The sequence below is a fragment of the Corallococcus sp. bb12-1 genome, from assembly GCF_026626765.1.
GTDB lineage: Bacteria > Myxococcota > Myxococcia > Myxococcales > Myxococcaceae > Corallococcus > Corallococcus terminator.
The window spans coordinates 593,632-609,753 of sequence record NZ_JAPNJZ010000027.1 but is presented as its reverse complement, the minus strand read 5'-3'; the positions used below and the strand labels follow the sequence as shown (position 1 = coordinate 609,753).

Genomic DNA, 16,122 nt, shown 5'->3' with positions numbered 1-16,122 from the left:
TACCCGAGGAGGAAGGGGCCCGCGCGGGGCCGAGTCATGGAAGAAGCCCTCAAGCAGCTACTGACCCTCGGGCGCGGCTCCTTCGAGAAGAAGCAGTACGCCCAGGCCGAGCAGTACCTGACGAAGGTGGTCGAGCAGAATCCGACCTTCGCCGACGTCTACAACATGCTCGGCATCATCTACCACGACCAGGGCCAGTTCGCCCGGGCGCAGCGTGCCTTCGAGTCCGCGTTGCGGCTCAACCCCGCGTACACCGAGGCCGCCCTCAACCTCGCGGTCATCTACAACGACATGGGGAAGTACGCGGAGGCGAAGGAGGTCTACCAGGCCGCCTTGTCCCGCCAGAAGGGAGCCCCCGGCGAGCTCGACCCCTACGTCATGAAGAAGGTGGCCAACATGTACGCCGACATCGGCGACGTGTTCGCCTCCAGCGGCGTGTGGGCCAAGGCGATTGAGGAGTACCGCCGCGCGCTGGCGCACTTCCCGGAGTTCGTGGACATCCGCCTCAAGCTGGGCAACGCCCTGCGGGATGCCGGGGACAACGCGTCCGCGCTCTCCGAGTACGAACAGGTCATCGCGCAGAATCCGTCGTACATTCCTGGACGGATCAATTACGGAATCGCACTGTACTCGGCGGGACGTCGTGACGAGGCGGTGAAGGTCTGGGAAGACGTGCTCGTGCGCAGTCCCGGCAACAAGAGCGCTCAGATGTACCTGAACCTGGTGAAGAGCCCGGGGAAGGCGGAAGTGACGGGTTGAGCACCATGGCAACTTCCATCATCGAGGTCGCGGCACCGTGAGCACTCCGAGCGGTACGGCGCAGTCGTTTGCCCTCAAGTTCATCTCCGGGAAGTACCAGGGCGGTGAGTTCCCGCTGAAGGCCGACAAGCAGATCGTCGTCGGACGGTCGAGCGAGTTGGACATGGTGCTCGTGGAGGACATGGTCTCGCGCAAGCACGCGAAGATCTTGTTCTCCGACGGGAAGATCACCATCGAGGACCTGGGCTCCACCAACGGCACCTTCGTCAACGGCGAGAAGGTGAAGCAGGCCCGGCTCAAGGAGGGGGACCGCATCCTCATCGGCACCTCCATCCTCAAGCTCGTGCACCAGGGCGCGGAGAGCGCCGCCGTGGACGAGAGCGTGGTGAAGCAGAAGCTGGAGGAGGCCGCCGTCGCCCAGGCCGCGCGGACCACCAAGGCCAGCTCCATGACGGGGAAGATTGAAGAAATCCCCCTCCCGGACCTGCTCCAGCTCTTCCACACGTCGAAGAAGAACGGCGTGCTCGTGGTGAACAACGCCCACGAGGGCCGCATCTACCTGCGCCAGGGCCGCGTGTACTACGCGGTCATCGACGACAACCACAACCTGGGTCCGCAGAAGAGCTTCAACCGCATCGTCACCTGGGAAGAGGGTGACTTCGAACTGCGTGCGGCGGACAGCCAGGAGTTCATGGTGGAGCTGGACTCCTCCACCGAAGCGCTCCTCATGGACGCGCTCCGGCAACTGGACGAGTTCAAGCGCCTGCAGCCGCAGCTGCCTCCCATGGCCACGGCGCTCCGGCTCGCGCAGCCGTTGACGCCTTCGCTCAAGGAGCTGACGCCGGAGCTGATGGACGTGCTCCAGCTTGTACACAACCACGGCTCGCTGGGCGGCGTGCTGGACCACTCGGACGGCGACGACGTGCTCACGGCCGAATCCGTGGTGCAGCTCATGAAGCGCGACTACGTGCGCGCGGAGTAGGGCGGGGACACACGATGGCGGGCGAGAAACCGGTGAAGGCCAGGCGCCTCACCGAGATGAGCCACTGCGCGGGCTGCGCGGCGAAGTTGAAGGCAGGGGACCTGGCGCGGGTGTTGGGCGGGCTGAAGACGGCCGCACCCCCGCAGGCCCTGGTGGGCTTCACCACCAGCGACGACGCGGCGGTGTACCAGCTGGCGCCGGGCATGGCGGTGGTGGAGACGGTGGACTTCTTCCCGCCGCTCGTGGACGACCCGTTCCAGTTCGGCGCCATCGCCGCGGCCAACGCGCTGTCGGACATCTGGGCCATGGGGGCGAAGCCCCTGTTCGCGCTGAACCTCGTCTGCTTCCCGGAGGAGCTGCCGCTCAAGGTGCTCCAGAAGATCCTCGCGGGTGGCCAGTCCAAGGCGGACGAAGCGGGCATCCCCATCCTGGGCGGCCACAGCATCCGCGACCCGGAGCCCAAGTACGGCATGGCCGTCACCGGCGTGGTGCACCCGAAGAAGGTGCTCACCAACGCGGGGGCGAAGCCGGGCGACGTGCTCATCCTCACCAAGCCCGTGGGCACCGGCATCGCCACCACCGCCATCAAGCGGGGCCTCGCGTCGAAGTCGCTCGTGAAGCGGGTGACGGTGCAGATGGCCACGCTCAACAAGGCGGCCGGTGAGGTGTTCGCGTCAGGCGCCTTCAAGGTGCACGCGCTCACGGACGTGACGGGCTTCGGGCTCCTGGGCCACCTGCTGGAGATGATGACCGGCTCGAAGGCGAAGGCGCTGCTGGACCTGGAGCGCATCCCGCTCATCGCCGAAGTGCCGGGGCTGGCGGAGGACGGCGTGGTGCCGGGCGGGACGAAGACGAACCTGGCGCACGTGAAGCCGAAGGTGCGTTTCCCGGAAGGGCTGCCGGAGCACATCCAGTGGCTCCTGGCGGATGCGCAGACCAACGGCGGCCTGCTGGCCAGCGTGCCCGCGCGCCATGCGCTCAAGGCAATGCAGGCGCTGGAGAAGGCGGGCGTGGACGCGGCCCTCATCGGCGAGGTCCAGGCGGGCCGGCCGGGCATCGACGTGGTGGGCTGAGTCGAAGGCTGAAGTGTTGACGGCTCGGGGCGGATTTCGCCTCCGGCCCGGGCCTCCGGTAGCATCCCGGAGCGAATGTCGCCGCGCCCCTCCCCCTTGAGTCTCCTCGCGCTGCTGTGCCTCCTTCCGGTCCTGTCCCAGGCCGGGGATCGCGGTGCGCGCATCGTCATCGACCCGGGACACGGTGGTGCGAAGGAGGGCGCGAAGGGGCCCGGAGAGCTCTGGGAGAAGGTGATTGCCCTCCAGATTGCCCAGCGCCTGCGCGACAAGCTGGAGGCGGCGGGCAGCGAGGTGTTCCTCACCCGCGACGAGGACACGCAGATGGCGCTGTCGGAGCGGGTGGAGTTCACCAACACCCAGCGGCCGGACCTCTTCCTCTCCATCCACGCCAACTCCATGCCCACGAAGCGGCTGCGCGAGCGCACCGAGGGCATCGAGACGTATTTCCTCTCCGCCAACGCTTCCGGCGAGGCCGCGCGAGCGGTGGCGGACCGCGAGAACGCGGAAGCGCCCACGGCCCGCTCCGGACGTGGACACTCCACGCTGGCCTTCATCCTGGATGACCTGGCGCGCACGGAGGCGCATTCGGATGCTTCCCGGCTGGCCTACGCCATCCACCCGCGAATGGTGTCGAAGAGCGGCGCGGCGGACCGGGGCGTGCAACAGGCGCCGTTCTTCGTGCTCACGGGTGTGGAGGCGCCGGCGGTGCTCATCGAGGTGGGGTTCATCTCCCACCCTCAGGAGGGCGCCCGGCTGGGGAAGGCCGCGTACCAGGAGGCCCTGGCGGAGGCCATCTCGGACGGGGTGCAGGCGTTCCTCCGGGAGACGCGTCGCAGGGACCACACCCCCTCCGCGCCGGTGGCTGGATCCACCGGGCCCTGATAAACGCGGGGCTTCAGTCCCCTCGCGTCAGGAGCTTTCCTCGTGCGTTCCTTCAACCGTGGTGCGCTGGATCTCCGGCCGGTCACCCTCACGCCCAACGTCAACCGCTACGCGGAGGGCTCCGTGCAGGTGGAGTTCGGCCACACCAAGGTGCTCGTCACCTGCTCGGTGGAGGACCGCGTCCCGCCGCACCTGATGGGCAAGGGCTCCGGCTGGGTGACGGCCGAGTACGGCATGCTCCCCCGCGCCACGCACACCCGCGGCGCGCGCGAGGCCGCCAAGGGCAAGCAGACCGGGCGCACCATGGAGATCCAACGGCTCATCGGCCGGGCCCTGCGCGCCTCGGTGGACCTGCCCTCGCTGGGGGTTCGCACCTTCACGCTGGACTGCGACGTCATCCAGGCGGACGGCGGCACGCGCACCGCGTCGATTACCGGCGCGTACGTGGCGCTGGTGCTGGCGATGCGCTCGCTCAACAAGCCGGGCATGTTGGCGAAGCTGACCCCGCTGGCCGCCGTGTCGGTGGGCGTGGTGAACGGCGAGGTGCGCGTGGACCTGGACTACGACGAGGACTCCACGGCTGACGTGGACCTGAACCTCGTGGCGACGTCGGATGGGCGCATCGTGGAGGTGCAGGGCACCGCCGAGCACAATCTCTTCGACCGCAAGGCGATGGACGCGATGCTGGACGGGGGCCTCGCCGCCATCCAGCAGCTCGCCGCCGCGCAGGCGAAGGTGCTGGGATGAAGCCCCGGCTGCTCTTCGCCACCGGGAACGCCGGCAAGCTGCGTGAGTTGCGCGTGCTGGTGGGCGACGCGGTGGAGGTGGTGTCCCTCAAGGACCTGCCCCCCGTGCCCGAACCGGAGGAGGACGGTGACACCTTCGAGGCGAACGCGGTGAAGAAGGCCCGGGAGTACTCGCTGGCCACCGGGCTGCCCGCGCTCGCGGACGACTCGGGGCTGTGCGTGGACGCGTTGGACGGGCGTCCCGGCGTGCTCTCCGCGCGCTATGCGCCCGGGGACGACCGGGCCCGGTACGAGAAGCTGCTGACGGAGCTGGCCGGCGTACCGGATGAGAAGCGCACGGCGTCCTTCCGCTGCGCCCTGGCGCTGGTGGTGGGCTCGGGCGAGCCCCGGGTGGAGGTGGGCCGCTGCGAGGGTCTCATCCTGCACGCCCCGAAGGGGACGAACGGCTTCGGCTACGACCCGGTGTTCCAGGTGGCGGGGGAGGGCGGTCGCGCCATGGCGGAGCTGACGCCGGAGGAGAAGGCGCGGGTGTCTCACCGGGCGCGGGCCTTCCAGTTGATGCGGGCCCACCTGTTGGCGCTTTGACCGGACGGGCGGGCGTCAGGAACAGCAAGCTTGCGCGTCCGTCCGCGTTGGGCGAAGAATGCGGCACTTCTCGGGGCGTAGCGCAGCCTGGTAGCGCACCTGCCTTGGGCGCAGGGGGTCGGAGGTTCGAATCCTCTCGCCCCGATTTGAAGTGCTGTTGTTGAGCAGTGCAGTGAGGGTTTTCCGGCAGGCTCCAGTAGCTCAGCTGGATAGAGCACCGACCTTCTAAGTCGGGGGTCGCAGGTTCGAGTCCTGCCTGGGGCGCCAACCTGCTTGGAAGGGTTGTTGATTTGGACCTTGAACGGTCCCGGTTTCCACGGTAGGAGACCGCCGCTTCAAAAGCCGTGATGTGGGTGAGTGACGGCGGACATAGCTCAACTGGTTAGAGCGCCGGACTGTGACTCCGGAGGTTGCCGGTTCGATCCCGGTTGTCCGCCCTTCTTTTTCGCTTCCCGCCGCGCCTATAGCTCAACTGGATAGAGCATCGGCCTTCGAAGCCGAGGGTTGGGGGTTCAAGTCCCTCTGGGCGCACTGTCTCAACCCCCTCGAAGCCGCGTTCGACGCTGGTTCTACCAGCTCCGCGCTCGTGGACCCGTACCCCGGTTCAGTTTGTCCGCCCACGGCCCCGCTCCAAGAGGGCACGTATGCGATTGCCTTCCCGGACAGCACCATGCCCGCGCCCCCATGACGGGGACGCGGGCGTCGTTTCATCCAACAGCGGTGCCTCAGGCCTGCGGGGGCGTCCCGGCACCGTCCTTCGCGGAGGGCACCCGGCACCTCAGCTCCGTCTCCGCCTCCAGCGCGGTGAGGTTCTCGCGCATCGCCTTCGCCCAGCGGGCCCGGGGCTGCTCCATCAGCTTCTCGTGTGCCAGGTCGATGGTCTCGCTCAGCTCGTCGTCGGACAGCTCCGCCGCCGTCTTCCCCTTGTGCGGACCGAACGCCACCACCACGGCGCTCGCCTTGGGGCGTTCGGGCGCCACGGGGACGGCGGCGGGGGCCACCGGGGCCAGGGGCACGTCGATGGAGAGCTGCTGCGTCTCCGCCTCCGCGGGACGGGCTTCCGCCGGGGCCGGCGCCGGAGCCAGGGTGGGGAAGGACGCCTTCATGGGGCCGGGCTTGGAGCCCAGCACCTCGTAGGAACCCGCTGGGGGCACGGGCTCGTCGTGAGCATGGCCGTGGGCGTCGAACTCCTCCGCCGGCATCTCCTCGCGCACGTACAGTCCGCCGAAGGCCTCCGGGTACGCCTTGCGCAGCGCCGCCACCCGGGCGCACTTTTCAATCATCGTCGTGGGGATTTTCGCCCACAGCGGCGTCTGCTGGACGTAGCCGGCGAAGTCCAGCCACACCACCACTGGCAGCTTCCCCTCGCGCACCACCCGCGACCAGGCGCCCACGAGCGCGCCCTTGCGCTTGGCCGGGTTGAAGCGGTGCACCACCTCGCCCTTGCCCTGGTCCACGACGATTTCGTCCTCGGCGAACACCGCGCTCGCCTGGATGCCCTTGAAGTCCGGGAAGCGCTCCGCCCGGGCCAGCATGCCGGCCTCCGAGGGCTGGAACTCGTATTTGGTCACCCAGTTGGGCCGCTCGCGGTTGCCCACGTTCTGCCGGCGCGCCACGCAGAAGGCTTCCTTGAGGAGCGGATCCAACCCGCTGCGCTTGCACTGCTCGATGAAGAGGGCGAACTCGTCCTCGCTGATTCCCCGGGGGCAGATGGTCCGTTTCACCAGGTCCACCCGCTCCCGGTTCCAGGCCGCGCCCTGTAGCGACGTCGTTCCGTCCGCCTTCACGTTGGCTTCCATCACTGTCATCTCCTGCATCCGCTCCACGAAAAGGACGGGCGACCCTCGCCCGCCCACCTGGTTGCCGCCGCGACGTCGCAGCCCACCCGTGCGGGCAGGGGCTCCCTCGGGCCGGTGCTACAGGCCTGAAGCGCGGATCGCGGCGTGGATCAACATGCAGGTGGGGCAGCGCCTTCGCATCGTCGCGGCGATCCATGAAGGGTCGGCAGCACGCCGGCCATCCGGTCGCCCCACGAAGAATCAAAGGGGGGTGCAGAAACGTTTTGACAGCGCGCGTGGCGACGGGTATTCACCGCCGCCATCGACGTCGCGCAGCCAACGCGTCGAGGCCAAGCAGTCGGGAGCGTAGCTCAATTGGCAGAGCAATGGACTCTTAATCCATAGGTTGTGGGTTCGATTCCCTCCGCTCTCACTCGCAGGGCCCCTTCAGGAATGAAGGGGCCCTGTTTCTTTTCCGGCGTCCTATGCGCCGGAAGGGCCCTGTCCCGCCCGGAAGTTTCGCGGTAGGACAGTTGCCTGTCGCGCCGGGCGGGTGGCGAAACTGGTAGACGCGCCAGACTTAGGATCTGGTACCGCAAGGTGTGAGGGTTCGAGTCCCTCCTCGCCCATTTCGCGTTGACCCGTTCGTGCCTATCCCCTAAAGCCGCACGTCCCACTTTCCGGTTGCCGCCCGGGCATCAAGACCCGTGGGTGGCGAGCGAGGCCCGCATGAAGGTCCAGGTCGAGGAGCTTTCTCCCATCGAGAAGAAGCTCTCCATCGAGGTCGACAACGCCCGCGTGGCGGAGGAACTCAACCGCGCGTATGCCGCGCTCAGCGGTCAGGTGAAGCTGCCTGGTTTCCGCCAGGGCAAGGTCCCCCGCCGCATCCTGGAGCAGCGCTACCGCGAGCAGGTGGAAGACGACGTCATCCAGCGCGTGGTGCAGAAGGCCTATCTGGAGGCCGTGCGCGAGCACAAGGTGGAGGCCGTCGCCTCGCCCCAGGTCACCAACTCCGGCATCAAGCCCAACGCCCCCTTCAACTTCGAGGCCCGCGTGGAGGTGAAGCCGCGCGTGGAGGCCAAGGACTTCGAAGGCGTGTCGCTCACGAAGATCGACGCCTCCATCTCCGATGAGGCGGTGAACGAGCAGATTGAGCGGATGCGCCAGAACGTCGGCCGCGTGGAGCCCATCACCGACCGCGACGTCGCGGCCTCCGGCGATCAGGTCACCATCGACTTCGAGGCGAAGGTGGACGGCAACGCGTTCCCCGGCAGCAAGGCGGACGGCATCGGCGTGCGCGTGCAGGCGGGCGAGCTCATCGAGGGCAACATCCCCCAGTTGGAGGGCGTGAAGGTCGGCGAGTCGAAGGGCGTCGAGTACACCTTTGGCCCGGACTACCAGGTGGAGGACATCCGCGGGAAGACGGCGACCTTCCACATCACCGTCAAGGAGCTGAAGAAGTCGGTGGTGCCGGAGCTGGACGACGCCTTCGCCAAGGAGTCCGGCGTCGCGCAGACGATGGACGAGCTGCGCGCGAAGATCCGCTCCGACCTGGAGAAGAACAAGAAGAACCAGACCCAGGTGGACGAGCGCGACGCGCTCATCAAGGCCCTGCTGGAGAAGAACCCGTTCGAGGTTCCCCGGGCCATGGTGGAGCGCGCCATCGACTCCATGATGGAGGGCGCCTTCCGCCAGATGCAGCGCCAGGGCATCGACCCGCGCCAGCTCAACCTGGACTTCAACCGGCTGCGCGAGGAGATGCGCGAGAAGGCCGTCCTGGAAGTGAAGGGCACGCTGCTGTTCGAGGCCATTGCCCAGCAGCAGAACATCCAGGCGTCCGACGAGGACGTGAAGAAGCGCATCGAGGACCTCGCCATCGAGGCCAACCAGCCCGTCGCCCAGGTGGAGAAGTACTTCAAGGGCCCGGATGAGCGGCTGGGGTTGTCTCTGCGACTCCGTGAGGAAAAGACGATTGAATTCCTCAAGGGTCGGGCGAAGTATTCTTGAGGCTTTTTTCCCAGTAAGGCTCAGGCGCTCCTTCTAGAGGTTCATCCGACATGCCCTTCATGCCCGTCCCCTACGTCATCGAGCAGACCCACCGGGGTGAGCGCTCGTACGACATCTACAGCCGGCTCCTGAAGGACCGCATCGTGATGCTGGGAACGGAGATCGACGACGATGTGGCCAACGCCATCGTCGCCCAGCTCCTGTTCCTGGAGTCCGAGGACCCGGACAAGGACATCAACCTCTACATCAACTCGCCGGGTGGCTCCGTCACGGCGGGCCTCGCCATCTATGACACGATGCAGTACGTCAAGGCGCCGGTGTCCACCATCTGCGTGGGCCAGGCGGCCTCCATGGGCGCGGTGCTGCTCCTGGCCGGGGCGAAGGGCAAGCGCTACTCCCTGCCCTCCAGCCGCATCATGATCCACCAGCCCCTGGGCGGCGCCCGCGGGCAGGCGACGGACATCGAAATCCAGGCCCGTGAAATCCTCCGGATGAAGGCGAAGCTCAACGAGCTCATCGTCAAGCACACCGGGCAGACGATCGAGCGCGTGGAGAAGGACACGGACCGCGACTACTTCATGAGCGCGCCCGAGGCGAAGGCCTACGGCATCCTGGATTCCATCCAGGACCCCCGCAAGGTCGCCGGCGTGAAGGTGGAAGAGAAGAAGTAGACAGAACGGACCGGGGTGACAGGGACTCGGCCGGCGGCCGGGGGTGCTGGGAATGGTTTCCCGCGCCTCCGGCCTTCTTCTTTCCGCGTCGCGGTTATTTTCTCCTTGTTAAGTACCCGGAAGGTGCGTGGACGTCCCCGATGGGGGCTGACTAGATTGGGCAGGGGCAGGGGACCGGACGCGAAGTCGGTTGGGGCCTTACAGGCAGCGAGGGATTTCATGGCGGGTAAGAACGTAGAGAAGCGAGACAACCAGACCCTCTGCTGCTCTTTCTGCGGAAAGTCGCAGAAGGAGGTCAAGAAGCTCATCGCGGGCCCGACGGTCTACATCTGCGACGAGTGCATCGGGCTGTGCAACGACATCATCGCGGAGGAGATCGACCGCGAGGAGACCAAGGACACCAAGCTGCGCATCCCCCGGCCCTCTGAAATCAAGGCCGTGCTGGACGAGTACGTGGTGGGCCAGGAGCGGGCGAAGAAGACGCTGTCGGTGGCGGTGCACAACCACTACAAGCGCATCGAGTCCAAGGTCGCCATGGACGACGTGGAGCTGCAGAAGAGCAACATCCTGCTGCTCGGCCCCACGGGCTCCGGCAAGACGCTGCTCGCGCAGACGCTCGCGCGCATCCTCAACGTCCCCTTCACCATCGCGGACGCCACGTGCCTCACGGAGGCCGGCTACGTGGGCGAGGACGTGGAGAACATCATCGTCAACCTGCTGCAGGCCGCCGACCACGACATCGAGCGCGCGCAGCGGGGAATCGTCTACATCGACGAAATCGACAAGATCGCCCGCAAGTCGGAGAACCCGTCCATCACCCGCGACGTGAGCGGTGAGGGCGTGCAGCAGGCCCTGCTGAAGATCATCGAAGGCACGGTGGCCAACGTCCCGCCCAAGGGCGGACGCAAGCACCCCCAGCAGGAGTTCCTGCAGGTGGACACCACCAACATCCTCTTCATCTGCGGCGGCGCGTTCGGCGGCCTGGAGCAGGTGATTGAGCGGCGCATGGGTGGCCGCAGCCTGGGCTTCGGCGCGGAGATTCAATCGCGCAAGCAGCGCAACCTGAGCGAGCTGCTGCGTCAGGTGGAGCCGGAGGACCTGCTCAAGTTCGGCATGATTCCGGAGTTCATCGGCCGTCTGCCCATCATCACCGCGCTGGAGGAACTGGACGAGGGCGCGCTGGTGAACATCCTGGGCGAGCCCAAGAACGCGCTCACCAAGCAGTACCGCAAGCTCTTCGAACTGGACGGCGTGTCGCTGAAGTTCACCGACGGCGCGCTCAAGGCCATCGCTTCAGAGGCCATCCGCCGCAAGGCCGGCGCCCGTGGCCTGCGCTCCATCCTGGAGACCGCCATGCTGGACGTGATGTACGAAATCCCGTCCCGCAAGACGGCCCGCGAGGTGCTCATCTCCGAGGAGGTCATCCTCAAGAAGAGCGAGCCCGTGGTGCTCCACTCCCAGGACAACAAGGAGACACCGGAGCCAAAGAAGGAATCCGCTTGAGCCCACGCGGCGGTTGAACGCCGCCGCAGGGACATGACGGGGCGCGTCACGGTACACCGCGAGCAGGCACGCGGCCCGGGACGCGCCCTTCGTCATTGCGGGGGGGACGCAGGCGGGAGGCCGAGCCCGCATTTTTTCCGGGCCGGGCGCGGGGCCTTCTTGTATCTGCTGTGCCCCATGAGAAAGCTGCTCGTGCCCGCCCTGCTGTCGCTCGCGGCCTGTGCCTCTTCGAAGGAGGCCACGCGCGAAGAGGTCCCCGCCTCCGCCTCCTCGGATGCACGGCCATCGACGCAAGGGGGCACCCGGGCCCAGGAGGGCTCCTCACGCATGGCATACCCGGCGACCCGTTCCGACGCAGTGGTGGACACGCTGCATGGCCAGCAGGTGGCGGATCCGTACCGCTGGCTGGAGGACGAGAAGTCCCCCGAGGTGCAGGCGTGGATGAAGGCGCAGGACGGCCTCGCCCGTTCCGCCATCGACGCGATGCCCGGCCGCGACGCGCTGGCGAAGCGCTTCAAGGACCTGTTCTACGTGGACTCGGTGTCCGCGCCCGCGCGGCGGGGCCAGCGCTACTTCTTCATGCGCACCCACAAGGACAAGGAGAAGGCCATCGTCTACTGGCGCGAAGGCGAGTCCGGCCAGGAGAAGGTGCTGCTCGACCCGAACGGGTGGAGCAAGGACGGCACCGTGTCCCTGGGCACGTGGGCGCCCTCGTGGGACGGCAAGCGCGTGGCCTTCGCGCAGAAACCCAACGCCGCGGACGAGGCCGTCCTCCACGTCATGGACGTGGCCTCCGGTGAGTGGTCCAAGGTGGACGTGATTGAGGGCGCCAAGTACGCGACGCCCCACTGGACCCCGGACGGCAAGGGCTTCTATTACGAGTGGCTGCCCACGGACGCCTCCATCCCCGTGGACGCGCGGCCGGGCTACACCACGCTCAAGTTCCACGTGCTGGGCCAGGATCCGAAGAACGACGTGGTGGTGCACGAGCGCACCGGCGACCCGACGACGTTCCTCCAGGGCGACCTGTCGCGGGACGGCAAGTACCTCTTCGCCTCCGTGCTGCGCGGCTGGAGCGAGAACGACGTCTACTGGAAGCACCCGGCGGACAAGGACTGGCGCCTGCTCGTGAAGGGCAAGGGGGCCAAGTACAACGTCATCCCCTGGAAGGACCGCTTCTACGTCGTCACCGACGAGGGCGCCCCGCGCCAGCGCGTGTTCGGCGTGGACCCGAAGAAGTCGGAGCGCGCGAACTGGAAGGAGCTGGTGCCGGAGGACCCGAAGGCGTCCCTGGAGGGCGTCTCCCTGGTGGGCGGCCACCTGGCGCTGGAGTACCTGAAGGACGCGACGACGGAGCTGCGGATCGCCACGCTGGAGGGCAAGCCCGTGCGCACGGTGACGCTGCCGGGAGTGGGCGCCGCCAGCAACCTGATGGGCTTGGAGGACCAGGACGACGCCTACTTCGCCTTCAGCTCCTTCACCACGCCCCGGCAGGTGTACCGGACGTCGGTGAAGAGCGGGAAGGTGGACCTGTGGGCGAAGGTGGAAGTGCCCATGGATCCGGACGCGTACACGGTGGAGCAGGTGTTCTACCCGTCCAAGGACGGAACGCGCGTGCCCATGTTCCTCGTCTACAAGAAGGGGCTGAAGAAGGACGGAAATGCGCCCACGCTGCTGTACGGCTACGGCGGCTTCTTCGTGAACATGCAGCCCACCTTCCGCGCGAGCATCCTGCCGTGGCTGGACGCGGGCGGCATCTACGCGGTGGCCAACCTGCGCGGCGGCGGCGAGTACGGCACCGCGTGGCATGACGCGGGCAAGGGCGCGAACAAGCAGAACGTGTTCGACGACTTCGCCGGCGCGGCCGAGTTCCTGGCGACGCAGAAGTACACGCAGGCCAGGAAGCTGGCCATCTACGGCGGCAGCAATGGTGGCCTGCTGGTGGGCGCGGCGATGACGCAGCGGCCGGAGCTGTACGGCGCGGTGGTGTGCGGCGTGCCCCTGCTGGACATGGTGCGCTACCACCTGTTCGGCAGCGGGCGGACGTGGGTGCCGGAGTACGGGTCCGCGGAGGACGCGGCGCAGTTCAAGACCCTGTACGCCTATTCGCCCTACCACCACGTGCGTCAGGACGTGAAGTACCCGGCGCTCCTGATGATGTCGTCGGACCACGACGACCGGGTGGACCCCATGCACGCGCGCAAGTTCGTCGCGGCGGTGCAGAACGCGAAGGGCAATTCCGCGCCCACGTTGCTACGAATCGAAGCGAACGCGGGCCACGGTGGGGCGGACCAGGTGGCCAAGGCCATTGAGTCCAGCGCGGACATGTACGCCTTCCTCTTCCAGGTCCTGGATGTGGCTCGCCCGGTGGGCGGGGTGGCGACCGAGGGCCCATAAACCCCCGGGAGGACACCCTCCCGTCTCCCGGTGTTCCCTTGAAGGCAGGGTGCGGACCCCCCATCTTGTGACGGGAACGGGGGCCGCGACCGGCGTGTTATAGAGCGGTGTTTCACCCTGCATGCGCGCTCGGCGGGCATGTGGGCAACTCTTGAAGGGCCTGCCCGTCTGGCAGGCCAGCGGGTGGCGGATACATGTTCTTCGGACGTGACGACAAGAAGGAAGCCCAGAAGCGGGGACTCACCATCCCGCTCTTGCCCCTTCGGGACATCATCGTGTTCCCGCACATGGTGGTGCCGCTGTTCGTCGGACGTGAGAAGTCGATCGCGGCCCTCAAGGACGCGATGGCCCACAAGGGGCCGGATGACAAGGCCGTCATCCTGCTGGCCGCCCAGAAGAAGGCCAAGACGAACGACCCCTCGCCGGACGACATCTTCCACTTCGGCACCATCGGTCACATCATCCAGCTCCTCCCGCTCCCCGACGGCACGCTGAAGGTGCTGGTGGAGGGCGTGCGCCGGGCCAAGGTGAAGAAGTTCCACCCGAACGACGCCTTCTTCATGGTCGAGGTGGATGAAGTCGAAGAGACGCAGGAGAAGAGCGTGGAGCTGGAGGCGCTGGTGCGCTCCGTCCACTCCGTCTTCGAAGCCTTCGTGAAGCTCAACAAGCGCATCCCGCCCGAGATGCTGATGCAGGTCGCCAGCATCGACGACCCGGCGCGTCTCGCGGACACCATCGTCGCGCACCTGTCGCTGAAGCTGAACGACAAGCAGGCGCTGCTCGAGACGGAGTCCCCGGCGAAGCGGCTGGAGAAGCTCTACGAACTCATGCAGGGCGAGATCGAGATTCTCCAGGTGGAGAAGAAGATCCGCACGCGCGTCAAGAAGCAGATGGAGAAGACCCAGAAGGAGTACTACCTGAATGAGCAGATGCAGGCCATTCAGAAGGAACTGGGTGAGCGCGACGAGTTCAAGAACGAGATCCAGGAGATTGAAGAGAAGCTGAAGAACAAGCGGATGAGCAAGGAGGCCACGCTCAAGGTCAAGAAGGAGCTGAAGAAGCTCCGGATGATGAGCCCGATGAGCGCCGAGGCCACGGTCGTCCGCAACTACATCGACTGGATCATCAGCCTGCCCTGGTACGACGAGACCCAGGACCGGCTGGACGTCACCGAAGCGGAGCGCGTGCTCAACGAGGACCACTACGGCTTGAAGAAGCCGAAGGAGCGCATCCTCGAGTACCTGGCCGTGCAGCAGTTGGTGAAGAAGTTGAAGGGCCCCGTGCTGTGCTTCGTCGGTCCCCCGGGCGTGGGCAAGACGTCGCTGGCGCGCAGCATCGCGCGGGCCACGGGCCGCAAGTTCGTGCGCCTGTCCCTGGGCGGCGTGCGTGACGAGGCCGAAATCCGCGGCCACCGCCGCACGTACATCGGCGCGATGCCGGGCAAGCTCATCCAGTCCTTGAAGAAGGCGGGCAGCAACAACCCCGTGTTCCTCCTGGATGAGATCGACAAGATGTCCACGGACTTCCGTGGCGACCCGAGCGCGGCGCTGCTGGAGGTGCTGGACCCGGAGCAGAACCACACCTTCAACGACCACTACCTGGACCTGGACTACGACCTGTCCAAGGTGATGTTCATCTGCACCGCGAACACGATGCACAACATCCCCGGTCCGCTGCAGGACCGCATGGAGGTGATTCGCATCGCGGGGTACACCGAGCCGGAGAAGCTCTCCATCGCGCGGCGCTACCTCATCCCGAAGGAGCAGGAGGCCAACGGGCTGGCGGACCTGAAGATCGACATCAGCCACGACGCGCTGAAGACCATCGTGCACCGGTACACGCGTGAGTCGGGCGTGCGTTCGCTGGAGCGTGAGATTGGCGGCGTGTTCCGCAAGATTGCCCGCGACGTGTTGAAGAACGGCAAGCGGGACCTCATCGAGGTGGACCGCAAGCAGGCGATGAAGTTCCTGGGCACGCCCCGCTTCCGCTACGGCATGGCGGAGAGCGAGGACCAGGTGGGCATCGTCACGGGCCTCGCGTGGACGGAGCTGGGCGGTGAGATCCTCACCACGGAAGCCACGTCGATGCCGGGCAAGGGCAAGCTCATCATCACGGGCAAGCTGGGCGAGGTGATGCAGGAGTCGGCGCAGGCGGCCATGTCCTACGTGCGCAGCCGCGCGGAGCGCTTCGGCATCGACCGCAAGGTGTTCGAGAACTACGACATCCACATCCACCTGCCGGAAGGCGCGATTCCCAAGGACGGTCCGTCCGCGGGTGTCACCATGGCCACGGCCCTGGTGAGCGCGCTCACCCGCGTCCCGGTCCGCCGCGACGTGGCGATGACGGGTGAAATCACGCTGCGCGGTCGCGTGCTGCCCATCGGCGGTCTGAAGGAGAAGACGTTGGCGGCGCACCGGGCGGGCATCAAGACGGTCCTCATCCCGAAGGCCAACAAGAAGGACCTGAAGGACATCCCGCTGAAGATCCGCAAGCAGCTGCGCATCGTCCCGGTGGAGTTCGTGGACGACGTGCTGCGCGAGGCGCTGCTCCTGGAGAAGCCGGAGGAGTTCGGCCGCAAGGGCGCGGGCGACAACCTCAAGGGCGGCCTGCCCATGACGGAAGTGGCCTCCTCGACCACGGCGGCCCCGACCTAGGGACTGAAGCCTCGGGCCCGTGAAGGGCCTTGAGGCGGGTGGTACCGAAGCCAGGATGCCGGCCGACCCTGCGTCGGTGGGCTTC

The 16,122-nt window shown here is 66.9% G+C and carries 12 protein-coding genes and 6 tRNA genes; 17 read left to right on the top strand and 1 reads right to left on the bottom strand.

Annotation, left to right across the window (positions count from 1 at the left end; all coding sequences use genetic code 11):
• Positions 1-36: 36 nt before the first annotated feature.
• From OV208_RS33605 to OV208_RS33560, 10 genes are all read left to right on the top strand, one after another.
• On the top strand, positions 37-759 hold the full coding sequence (locus OV208_RS33605) for a tetratricopeptide repeat protein (protein WP_267578004.1): 723 nt from the start codon (positions 37-39) through the stop codon (positions 757-759).
• 37 nt (positions 760-796) lie between these two features.
• Entirely contained in the window at positions 797-1,741 is a 945-nt protein-coding gene (locus tag OV208_RS33600) for an FHA domain-containing protein (RefSeq protein ID WP_267578003.1), read from the top strand.
• Between the two features lie 14 nt (positions 1,742-1,755).
• On the top strand, positions 1,756-2,814 hold the full coding sequence (selD, locus tag OV208_RS33595) for a selenide, water dikinase SelD (protein WP_267578002.1): 1,059 nt from the start codon (positions 1,756-1,758) through the stop codon (positions 2,812-2,814).
• Positions 2,815-2,889: 75 nt separating this feature from the next.
• Positions 2,890-3,696 carry an N-acetylmuramoyl-L-alanine amidase family protein gene (locus OV208_RS33590; RefSeq protein WP_267578001.1) on the top strand — a complete coding sequence of 269 codons (807 nt, stop codon included), beginning with the start codon at positions 2,890-2,892 and terminating at the stop codon, positions 3,694-3,696.
• A 42-nt stretch (positions 3,697-3,738) separates the two neighbouring features.
• Positions 3,739-4,443 carry a ribonuclease PH gene (gene rph / locus OV208_RS33585; RefSeq protein WP_267578000.1) on the top strand — a complete coding sequence of 235 codons (705 nt, stop codon included), beginning with the start codon at positions 3,739-3,741 and terminating at the stop codon, positions 4,441-4,443.
• Positions 4,440-5,027 (top strand): RdgB/HAM1 family non-canonical purine NTP pyrophosphatase, encoded by a 588-nt coding sequence (gene rdgB, locus OV208_RS33580; RefSeq protein ID WP_267577999.1) that lies wholly within the window; start codon positions 4,440-4,442, stop codon positions 5,025-5,027. Before rph ends, rdgB begins: the two co-directional genes overlap by 4 nt.
• Positions 5,028-5,098: 71 nt before the next feature.
• Positions 5,099-5,172, top strand: a tRNA-Pro gene (locus OV208_RS33575).
• A gap of 45 nt (positions 5,173-5,217) precedes the next feature.
• A tRNA-Arg gene (locus OV208_RS33570) sits at positions 5,218-5,294 on the top strand.
• A 96-nt stretch (positions 5,295-5,390) separates the two neighbouring features.
• Positions 5,391-5,464 (top strand) — tRNA-His (locus OV208_RS33565).
• Positions 5,465-5,484: 20 nt separating this feature from the next.
• A tRNA-Arg gene (locus OV208_RS33560) sits at positions 5,485-5,558 on the top strand.
• A 194-nt stretch (positions 5,559-5,752) separates the two neighbouring features.
• Here OV208_RS33560 and bet read toward each other — a convergent pair.
• Positions 5,753-6,826: a phage recombination protein Bet gene (gene bet / locus OV208_RS33555; RefSeq protein WP_267577998.1), complete on the bottom strand. Its 1,074-nt coding sequence runs from the start codon at positions 6,824-6,826 to the stop codon at positions 5,753-5,755.
• A 339-nt stretch (positions 6,827-7,165) separates the two neighbouring features.
• Here bet and OV208_RS33550 point away from each other — a divergent pair.
• The 7 genes from OV208_RS33550 to lon all read left to right on the top strand — a co-directional run bounded on the left by OV208_RS33550 (position 7,166) and on the right by lon (position 16,037).
• A tRNA-Lys gene (locus OV208_RS33550) sits at positions 7,166-7,238 on the top strand.
• 114 nt (positions 7,239-7,352) lie between these two features.
• Positions 7,353-7,434: transfer RNA gene (locus OV208_RS33545), tRNA-Leu, on the top strand.
• Between the two features lie 100 nt (positions 7,435-7,534).
• Positions 7,535-8,812: a trigger factor gene (gene tig, locus OV208_RS33540; protein ID WP_267577997.1), complete on the top strand. Its 1,278-nt coding sequence runs from the start codon at positions 7,535-7,537 to the stop codon at positions 8,810-8,812.
• A gap of 50 nt (positions 8,813-8,862) precedes the next feature.
• Entirely contained in the window at positions 8,863-9,483 is a 621-nt protein-coding gene (gene clpP, locus OV208_RS33535) for an ATP-dependent Clp endopeptidase proteolytic subunit ClpP (RefSeq protein WP_267577996.1), read from the top strand.
• Between the two features lie 219 nt (positions 9,484-9,702).
• Positions 9,703-10,986, top strand: a complete 1,284-nt coding sequence (clpX, locus tag OV208_RS33530; RefSeq protein WP_120533149.1) for an ATP-dependent Clp protease ATP-binding subunit ClpX — start codon at positions 9,703-9,705, stop codon at positions 10,984-10,986.
• A gap of 177 nt (positions 10,987-11,163) precedes the next feature.
• Entirely contained in the window at positions 11,164-13,383 is a 2,220-nt protein-coding gene (locus tag OV208_RS33525) for a prolyl oligopeptidase family serine peptidase (protein ID WP_267577995.1), read from the top strand.
• A 194-nt stretch (positions 13,384-13,577) separates the two neighbouring features.
• Positions 13,578-16,037, top strand: a complete 2,460-nt coding sequence (gene lon, locus OV208_RS33520) for an endopeptidase La (RefSeq protein ID WP_267577994.1) — start codon at positions 13,578-13,580, stop codon at positions 16,035-16,037.
• The last annotated feature ends 85 nt before the right edge of the window (positions 16,038-16,122 follow it).